10 protein-coding genes, 1 tRNA gene and 1 other RNA gene are annotated in these 8928 nt (G+C 43.1%); 3 read left to right on the top strand and 9 right to left on the bottom strand.

Going from position 1 to position 8928, the window contains the following annotated elements:
* Window positions 1-282 precede the first annotated feature (282 nt).
* The 7 genes from KHB02_RS28850 to tadA all read right to left on the bottom strand — a co-directional run bounded on the left by KHB02_RS28850 (window position 283) and on the right by tadA (window position 4831).
* Entirely contained in the window at window positions 283-546 is a 264-nt protein-coding gene (locus KHB02_RS28850) for a pro-sigmaK processing inhibitor BofA family protein (protein ID WP_213148381.1), read from the bottom strand.
* Window positions 547-804: 258 nt separating this feature from the next.
* Window positions 805-1023, bottom strand: a complete 219-nt coding sequence (locus KHB02_RS28845; protein ID WP_213148393.1) for a YaaL family protein — start codon at window positions 1021-1023, stop codon at window positions 805-807.
* 43 nt (window positions 1024-1066) lie between these two features.
* Window positions 1067-1663, bottom strand: a complete 597-nt coding sequence (gene recR / locus KHB02_RS28840) for a recombination mediator RecR (protein ID WP_213121203.1) — start codon at window positions 1661-1663, stop codon at window positions 1067-1069.
* An 82-nt stretch (window positions 1664-1745) separates the two neighbouring features.
* Window positions 1746-2063: a YbaB/EbfC family nucleoid-associated protein gene (locus tag KHB02_RS28835; RefSeq protein WP_213148382.1), complete on the bottom strand. Its 318-nt coding sequence runs from the start codon at window positions 2061-2063 to the stop codon at window positions 1746-1748.
* 75 nt (window positions 2064-2138) lie between these two features.
* Window positions 2139-3827 carry a DNA polymerase III subunit gamma/tau gene (gene dnaX / locus KHB02_RS28830; RefSeq protein WP_213148383.1) on the bottom strand — a complete coding sequence of 563 codons (1689 nt, stop codon included), beginning with the start codon at window positions 3825-3827 and terminating at the stop codon, window positions 2139-2141.
* 138 nt (window positions 3828-3965) lie between these two features.
* An RNA gene (gene ffs, locus KHB02_RS28825) (signal recognition particle sRNA large type) lies at window positions 3966-4230 on the bottom strand.
* A 91-nt stretch (window positions 4231-4321) separates the two neighbouring features.
* Window positions 4322-4831 carry a tRNA adenosine(34) deaminase TadA gene (tadA, locus tag KHB02_RS28820; protein WP_213148384.1) on the bottom strand — a complete coding sequence of 170 codons (510 nt, stop codon included), beginning with the start codon at window positions 4829-4831 and terminating at the stop codon, window positions 4322-4324.
* A gap of 119 nt (window positions 4832-4950) precedes the next feature.
* Between tadA and KHB02_RS28815 the strand changes: the two genes are divergently transcribed.
* The 3 genes from KHB02_RS28815 (at window position 4951) to KHB02_RS28805 (ending at window position 7876) form a co-directional block, all read left to right on the top strand.
* Window positions 4951-6255: a glycosyl hydrolase family 18 protein gene (locus tag KHB02_RS28815; protein ID WP_213148385.1), complete on the top strand. Its 1305-nt coding sequence runs from the start codon at window positions 4951-4953 to the stop codon at window positions 6253-6255.
* Window positions 6256-6516: 261 nt separating this feature from the next.
* Window positions 6517-7164 carry a deoxynucleoside kinase gene (locus KHB02_RS28810; RefSeq protein ID WP_213148386.1) on the top strand — a complete coding sequence of 216 codons (648 nt, stop codon included), beginning with the start codon at window positions 6517-6519 and terminating at the stop codon, window positions 7162-7164.
* A 10-nt stretch (window positions 7165-7174) separates the two neighbouring features.
* Window positions 7175-7876 carry a deoxynucleoside kinase gene (locus tag KHB02_RS28805; protein WP_213148387.1) on the top strand — a complete coding sequence of 234 codons (702 nt, stop codon included), beginning with the start codon at window positions 7175-7177 and terminating at the stop codon, window positions 7874-7876.
* A 99-nt stretch (window positions 7877-7975) separates the two neighbouring features.
* Here KHB02_RS28805 and KHB02_RS28800 read toward each other — a convergent pair.
* Both KHB02_RS28800 and serS read right to left on the bottom strand, forming a co-directional pair.
* Window positions 7976-8068: transfer RNA gene (locus KHB02_RS28800), tRNA-Ser, on the bottom strand.
* A gap of 100 nt (window positions 8069-8168) precedes the next feature.
* On the bottom strand, window positions 8169-8928 hold a 760-nt coding region (serS, locus tag KHB02_RS28795), incomplete at its 5' end, for a serine--tRNA ligase (protein ID WP_241114177.1).

Raw genomic sequence — 8928 nt, 5'->3', positions numbered from 1 at the left:
AGTTGAGTCGATTAGCTCAAAAATGTTACGTTGGCTTCATTTCAAAAGAAATGAATAATTATTGTTTGTTGACGTTTTTGTTTGTTTAGTTTTCAAAGGTCAAATTCTCCGTCGCTTTAAAACGACTTTTTAAATATATCATTTCTTGTTGTTGAAGTCAACAACTTTTTTCATTTCTTGTCTGCCGTGTTAGCGGCGACTTTTAATATATTACAGGATAATTTTATGTTGGTCAATACTTTTTTCAAAAAAAATAAACCGCTGCTAAAGAGCGGTTCTGTCTCAAAGAACCCATTGCTGAATCGCCACTAACGCACATAGGCCCGGAATTCCCAAAAACCCTGATACAGCAGACGTGGCAAAATTTATCGGAACATGAATCCCGAACTGATTTCCTGCTGTATTGAGGAAAAACAAAAATAATGCTCCTATCAATATTTTTATAACAGCTTGGCCGACAAATCGGGCAGGCTTAAATGGCGCTCCGGTAAATAACAATAATACAATTAGTCCCCCTAAAACGGCAATCACAAACATTGGTTCCAAAAAGCGTCACCCTCCAATGGTCTCTTTATTAAAAACCTATGTACAAGCCCCTAAAAATAGAACATTAAAGTGAAACTTCAAACAGTAGAGGCGCCTTTCCTCTACTGTTTGTTAGTTGAACGAATCGGGCATTTACGGGCAGTTTGTCCACTCACCAAATCTGTACATACCAATGCTTTAAGGATCAAATTAGACTTTACTGCCCGTTAATGCGGGAAAAAAGCTCAAGCAACCAATTGCTTGAGCTTTAAAAAATAATTATTTTGTCAATGTCACATTTCTGTATTTAGCTTCTCTTAATAGAAGAATATATTTTGCTTCTGCGACTTTTGATTGGCAAATGACCTCTTCAGAGGGATCAAGACTTCTTTCCAAAAGGAGTTTTTCCTGCTGCCAATAATCTTTATATTTATTTAACTGGATTAAAAGCTTTTCATTATATTCCTTCCGAAGCTTTCCTTTGCGCCGAAAAAACATCGCCATCCCCCCGGCATTAAAGCATTTAAATTTAATTTTAATTTTACAATTCTCTTCGCCCTTCTAATGCTTTTGATAAGGTAACCTCATCTGCATACTCAAGGTCCCCGCCTACCGGAAGTCCATGGGCAATCCTTGTTGTTTTAATACCCGACGGCTTCAGCAACCGTGAGATATACATAGCTGTTGCTTCCCCTTCAATATTGGGATTGGTAGCTAAAATGACTTCCTGAATAGTTTCGTCCTGAAGCCGCTTTAGCAGTCCGGGAATATTAATATCCTCCGGGCCGATGCCATCCATAGGTGAAATAGCCCCGTGCAAAACATGATACAATCCGTTGTAATCCTTCATTTTCTCCATCGCAATTACATCTTTTGGATCCTGCACTACACATATTATGCCCTTATTCCGGCGCTGATCTTCACATATGTAACATGGATCTTGATCGGTAATGTGACCGCAGACAGAGCAGTATGTTAAATTCCGCTTGGCATTCACTAATGCTTTTGCAAAATCCAAGACGGTATCCTCTTTCATACTTAAGACAAAAAAAGCCAACCGTGCGGCTGTTTTTGGCCCAATGCCAGGAAGCTTCATAAAGCTATCAATCAGCTTCGAAATCGGTTCTGGATAATGCATAATTTATGTTCCTCTCTTTAGAAAAAGCTAAAAGCGCCCTTAGCAGCATGTGGCTGCTTAAGGCGCTTAACGCTTATTGTTTTTAAAATGGCAGGTTTAATCCTTTTGTAAATTGTCCCATAGTATTATTGGAAAGCTCATCAGCTTTTTTAAGTGCATCGTTTACGGCTGCAAGAACAAGGTCTTGAAGCATTTCCACATCATCTGGATCGACTGCTTCAGGTTTTATTTGAACATCTACAACCTCTTTATGGCCTGTTACCACGACGGTTACCATTCCGCCGCCGGCAGTTCCTTCAATTTTTTCCTCACCTAATTGTTCTTGTGCCTCTGCCATTTTCTTCTGCATTTTTTGCACTTGCTTCATCATATTTTGCATATTACCCATTCCACCACGCATCGATAAATCAACCTCCAATTAAATTTAGATTATATAATCACATTGATAGCTGTTTTTGGCGTTTCCGCCTAACTTTTAATCAATTATTTCAATAAATTCTTCGCCAAATAGCTTTTTGGCTTCAGCGATATGTGGCTCCTCTTCATGGGCAGGCCCGCTGATTTCCCCTTCTTCCCCATGCTGGGTGCTTAAGAAATTTTCACGAATGGTTAACCACTGCTCTTCAGGAACTCCTAAAAGTGTGAACCTTTTGCCAGTTAATTTGTTCAAGATAGTGCTTACTGCTTCCAGGAAATCGCCTCGGCTCATCGCCATTTGACAAATCATTTCATGCTTGAATTTTAAAACAAAGGCTGTTGCAGATGCTGCAACCGGCTCTGCTTCATTTAATAAGGCAGCATGTGATTTCATGAGACTCGATCGCATTTCGCCCCAATTACCCTTGATCAGATTCAAGTCATTTTTTGTGGCTTGCTTTAGCACTTCATTTATTTTACCAACAGCCGGCTGGAAGGCATTTCTTGAGGTTCTTTGTACCTGTTTTTGTGGCTGTGGCGTGGCATCTTGAGGTGCTGCGGCTACGCCGTTAGCTTTTAAGTGATGAAGTTCCGACTCAAGCTGCTCAATCCTCGTCAGTAGCTGCTGCAATTCCCCTGAACTCGCGGTCTCTCTTTGACTAGTTTCCATTTGGCAAAGCTTAACAATGGCTACCTCCAGGAAAATCCTCGGGTGATTGGTCCAGCGCATTTCTTGCTGCGTCTTATTTAAGAAATCAATCAGCTGATAAATTTGCTCTGTTGGCGTTTCGTCTGCCATCAGGCGAAACTCATCATCCAGCATCACCCGCTCGAGAGATTCCTCAAGATTTGGTGCTGTTTTGTATAGCAGCATATCCCTGTAAAACAAGATCAAATCTTCGATAAAGCGTGCTGGGTCCTTTCCATGAAATAAAAGTTCCTCGAGCGCCTCCAGACCGCTTGCCACATCTTTATCCTGAAACGCCTTGGCCGTTTTATTTAAAAATGCCTGTGATGCAGAGCCTGTGACGGTCAACGCATCTTCAACTGTCACCCGGTCCTGACTGTAGGATATAGCTTGATCCAACAGACTTAATGCGTCACGCATTCCACCTTCAGCTGCTCTGGCTATCATTTGCAAGGCCCGCTCATCGCAGTCAATGCCGGTTTCCTCGACAATCAGCTTCATCCGATTAACAATAGACCCTGCGGTAATCCGTCTGAAATCAAAACGCTGGCATCTTGAAATAATGGTCAGTGGGATTTTATGCGGTTCTGTCGTGGCTAAAATAAAGATGACATGCTTCGGCGGTTCCTCCAGCGTTTTAAGTAAAGCGTTAAAAGCGCTAATGGAGAGCATATGCACTTCGTCGATGATATAGACCTTATAGTTTACTGCCGTGGGGGCAAATTTGACCTTATCAAGAACATCACGCATCTCCTCCACCCGCGAGTTAGAGGCAGCGTCAAACTCCAGGACATCCGGAATCGTTCCATTCGTGATCCCGAGGCAGGCCGCACATTCATTGCACGGTTCAGCAACAGGAGCATGCTCACAATTAATCGCCTTTGCTAATATTTTAGCCGCACTCGTCTTTCCTGTTCCTCTTGGACCGGAAAATAGGTATGCATGAGAGATTTTTTGCTGAAGCAGGGCGTTTTGCAATGTCTGCGTGACATGTTCCTGTCCCACTACGTCAAAAAATTTCTGCGGACGCCAAACCCGATATAAAGCTTGATATGACACTCGACATCGCCCCCTTCAAATTAGTCTAATATATTATAACGTATTCAAATTCCTTTTTACAAAAGTAATCCTAAGAGTTCACAAAAAAACTCATCCCAGAATCTGAGATGAGTTTTATTATGGCATATGTAATAACTGCCGCGCACCTTCCGTCGACTGACGCCCATAAGCGTTACTTAAGCAGTTAGCTCGGCCCAGGCACCCCTGCGGCACATGAGAGCGTCCACTTAATGCTGCTTCCTTCCGGACCTGACATAGTTCATGGATTCCCATTGCGCAGGACCCAGGCGTCAACACCACTTACTTAAGGCAGACCCTACAGGCCATCAGCCTCGGGAAGGGATTCCGTCCCGCTAGAGCGGATTGCGGGTACAGGGCACCGCTACCTCCCCACCTAGCGCGGCAAAGTTGATACCAATTATTAGTGCGTCGTATCTGACGCCTTTTTAGTATACAAACAATCTAGCAAAAAAGCAATCGATATTAACTGTAAATTACTGTAAGTTTGTTTCTGATGCGTGCCGCTTCAGCTTTTTCTCCTGCTTCTTGCGATCTCTTATTTTTTGAAAAAAAGATGAAAGCATGCTGCCGCACTCTTCTGCTAAGACGCCTTTAACAACCTCGCATTGGTGGTTAAAGCGTGAATCCTGTAAAAGATTCATTAGCGTTCCGGCACACCCGCCCTTTGGATCGCTCGCCCCGTATACCACGCGTTTGACCCTTGATAAGATAATCGCCCCTGAACACATCGGGCAAGGCTCCAATGTGACATAGAGAGTAGTATCCTCTAACCGCCATGAGCCTGTTTCCCGGCAGGCCTGGTCAATGGCCAGCAGCTCGGCGTGGGCCGTCGCATTCTGCTCGCTTTCTCTTAGATTGTGGGCCCGGGCAATAATTTTACCATCATGGACAAGAACAGCCCCAATCGGCACCTCATCCAGCTCCTTTGCCTTCCTTGCTTCTGCTATGGCTTCCAGCATAAATTTCTCATCTTGGTTAGTCATCTTAATAAACCGCCTTCTAAAACTAATTCCGTTTATAGGAAAATTATTAACATTATAACATGTATTAAGTCCCGCCCTCATAGAATAGTTGTAGCGCAAATGTGCAGGGAGGGATTGAGATGCAGATTCATGTGGTTAAACGAAATGAATCGCTGACAACCATTGCAAGAGCTTACCATACAACCACCCAGGATATTATAGAGGCAAATGATTTGCCAAATCCTAATCAGCTGGTTATCGGACAATCACTTGTCATTCCGATTATCGGCCGTTTTCATTTCGTTCAGTCGGGTGAATCGTTATTTACAATAGCCCGCGATTACGGCACTACCGCCCAGGAACTTGCCAATGTGAACCGCATTCCCGTTAACCAGCCGCTCAATGTCGGTCTAAGGCTTTATATTCCTCAGGGAAAAAAAAGAAATGCCGAATTCAATGCTTACGTGGAACCACGCGGGACATCTGTTGCCCCTAATTTGGAAGCAAGTGCCCGCGAGGCAGCGCCCTATATTACCTATTTAGCCCCATTCAGCTTTCAGGCCCGGCGTGACGGCACGCTAAAGGAGCCGCTCTTAAATAACTTTCCGGCGATTGCAAACGCCAACCGCAATGTCTTAATGATGGTCATCAATAACCAGGAAAATGACCAGTTCAGCGATGAGCTAGGGCGGATTCTTCTTAATGACATCGCAATTCAAGATAGATTTATCAATAACATTGTCGCCACCGCAAAAAAATACGGCTTCCGTGATATCCATTTTGATTTTGAATTCTTGCGCCCTGCTGACCGCGAGGCTTATAACCGCTTTTTAAGAAAGGCAAAGCAGCGCTTTTCACGTGAAGGATGGCTCATGTCCACTGCCCTTGCGCCAAAAACAAGTGCAACCCAGCAAGGAAAATGGTATGAAGGACATGATTATAAGGCCCACGGTCAAATATCCGACTTTGTTGTCATCATGACCTATGAATGGGGCTACAGCGGCGGTCCGGCCATGGCAGTCTCGCCAATTGACCAGGTAAAAAAAGTGTTGGATTATGCGGTGACAGATATACCATCTAACAAAATCCTCATGGGGCAAAATCTCTATGGTTATGATTGGACCCTGCCTTTCGTTCAAGGTACCGTGGCAAAGGCTGTCAGCCCGCAGCAAGCCATCCAGCTTGCTGCCCAACACAATGTCCCGATTGAATACGATACAAAAGCGCAAGCACCGCATTTTAGATATAGGGATGCGGCCGGCAAAGAGCATGAAGTCTGGTTTGAAGACGCCCGCTCCATCCAGGCAAAATTTGATTTGATCAAACAGATGAATATAAGAGGAATGAGCTATTGGAAACTAGGCCTCGCCTTCCCACAAAACTGGCTGTTAATCGTTGATAATTTCAACGTAACAAAAAGAGGAACACGAGTATTCTCCACCTGATAACTGCTGGTCTCCGGCGGTTTTTTCTTTCTTATAAACATGTAAAAGCTTCCTCAAAAATTCCATATCCCTTCCTGTACCGATTGTGATAAAATGATGTTTGTGTCGAATTAAAGCATAATTGCTCGAATAAGTGACAAGGTGCTTGTCGCTTTTTGGCGACTTTGCAGGACAATTATTAAAAATTGCATATATATATGAACCAGACGAATCTGGAAAAAGATAGAACCTGCAGGCAATTGGAGAAGGAGGAGCAGCCAAATGGGGGGTACACCCTTTATTACCGTTGAGGGACCGATAGGTGTTGGAAAGACATCTCTCGCCAAAGCCATCTCTCGGCATTTTGAGTTTGAATTATTAAAAGAGATTGTCGATGAAAATCCATTCTTAGGGAAATTTTATGAAAACATAGAGGAATGGAGTTTCCAGACAGAAATGTTTTTCCTCTGCAATCGCTTTAAACAGCTTGGAGATATTAATTCCCATTATTTAAGCAAAAATAAATCTGTAGTGGCTGACTATCATATATTTAAAAATTTAATTTTTGCTACTCGGACATTGAGTCCTGACGAATACAAAAAATATTATAAGATTTATCAAATTTTGACAGAGGATATGCCAAAACCGAATGTCATCATATATCTGCACGCAAGTCTCGACACCTTATTAAAGCGAATAAAAATCCGTGGGCGCGAGGTCGAGAAAAACATCAGCCCGCTTTATTTAGAGCAGCTTTCCATAGATTATGAAAACACAATGGCTTTTTTTGAAAAGGAGCATCCGGAAATACCGGTTCTCCGTTTCAGTGGTGATGAGCTGGATTTTGTGAAAAACGAGCAGGATCTAGACTATATCATTGAAAAGCTTGGAGTATCATTGAAAGCAAACAGCTGGACAAACACTATATAGAAACAGGGGGATGTTCGTGAGCATCGTTATTGGAGGCATGATCGGTCTTGGCAAAACGAGTGTGGCTGACACTTTAAAGGCACACTTTCAGAATAATGGCATTGACAGCAAAGTTTTTTATGAAGCGGTGGATGACAACCCGATTCTCCCGCTTTACTATGAATTAACACAGGAAGAATTGGATGCAAGAAGAATTCCCTTCCTATTGCAATTATTTTTCTTAAATAAACGGTTTAAAACAGTCAAGGATTGCATCAATTGGACAAACCCGATTTATACCATTCAGGACCGTTCTATTTATGAAGATTGGTACTTTGCCTATGTCAATAAAAATTTAGGCAGGATTTCCAGCCTCGAATTTAAAATCTATGAAGAGTTAGTCGACAATATGCTGGAGGAGTTAAAAGAACTTCCCAAAAAAGCTCCTGATTTGATGGTTTATTTAAAAGGATCGTTTGATACGGTGATTGATCGGATTATGGCCCGCGGCCGCAGCTTTGAAATTAACCCGGAACTGAAGGAATATTATTTCGAGGTTTGGAAGGGCTATGATGAATGGGTCATGGAGCGCTATAATGCCAGTGAGGTTTTGGTCATTGATATGGACACAACCGATGTGGTGAATAGTGAAGCAGACGCCAAACGAGTATGCCAAGAAGTAGAAGACAAGCTTAAGGAAATTTTATATATAACAAAAGCACATATTGGGTAATCCCTGATATGTGCTTTTTTCTTTAAAAAATAAAAAATCCGTTACAAAGGATTGTAACGAATTTTTATCTCCAGTTTTTATGCGCGTTTTTACTTGTGATGGCGGAGGAAGAGGGATTCGAACCCCCGCGCGGTTTAACCCGCCTGTCGGTTTTCAAGACCGATCCCTTCAGCCGGACTTGGGTATTCCTCCGTGACAACAGAAGTTAATTTATCATATATTTAACCCTGTGTCAACATTATTAATATGCCATTAAAAAAAGTCGCTATTCAACTTAGTTATACATTGTTTATTACGGCTTTATGACGTCGCGGCCACCCATATATGGACGCAGCACAGCTGGAATTACGACACTGCCGTCATCCTGCTGGTAGTTTTCCAGAATAGCTGCAACCGTACGGCCGATCGCGAGGCCAGAGCCATTAAGTGTATGCACATGCTCCGGTTTTGCCTTAGGGTCGCGGCGGAAGCGGATGTTAGCCCGTCTTGCCTGGAACGCCTCAAAATTACTGCAAGAAGAAATTTCACGGTAAGTTCCATAGCTCGGGATCCACACTTCAATGTCGTACTTTTTTGCTGCTGTAAAGCCAAGGTCGCCCGTACACATGCTTAACACACGGTATGGCAATTCCAGTAATTGAAGAACCTTTTCGGCATCAGCAGTCAGTTTCTCCAGCTCTTGATAAGAGTCCTCAGGCTTTACAAACTTCACAAGCTCAACCTTATTGAATTGATGCTGGCGAATTAATCCCCTTGTGTCACGCCCTGCAGAACCAGCTTCAGATCGGAAGCAAGCGCTGTAGGCTGCAAAGCGGATTGGCAGCTCTTCACCGCTTAAAATTTCATCGCGATAATAATTAGTGACCGGCACCTCTGCGGTCGGTATTAGGAAGTAGTCCTCACTTTCAATTAAAAAGGCATCCTCTTCAAACTTTGGCAGCTGTCCTGTTCCAGTCATGCTGGTACGATTCACCATATATGGAGGCAGTATCTCTGTGTAACCATGCTCATCGACATGGAGGTCAAGCATGAAGCTTATTAACGCGCGCTCA

Origin of the sequence: Neobacillus citreus (genome assembly GCF_018343545.2) — a bacterium.
GTDB lineage: Bacteria > Bacillota > Bacilli > Bacillales > Cytobacillaceae > Neobacillus > Neobacillus citreus.
This window is presented reverse-complemented; position numbering and strand designations above follow the sequence as displayed.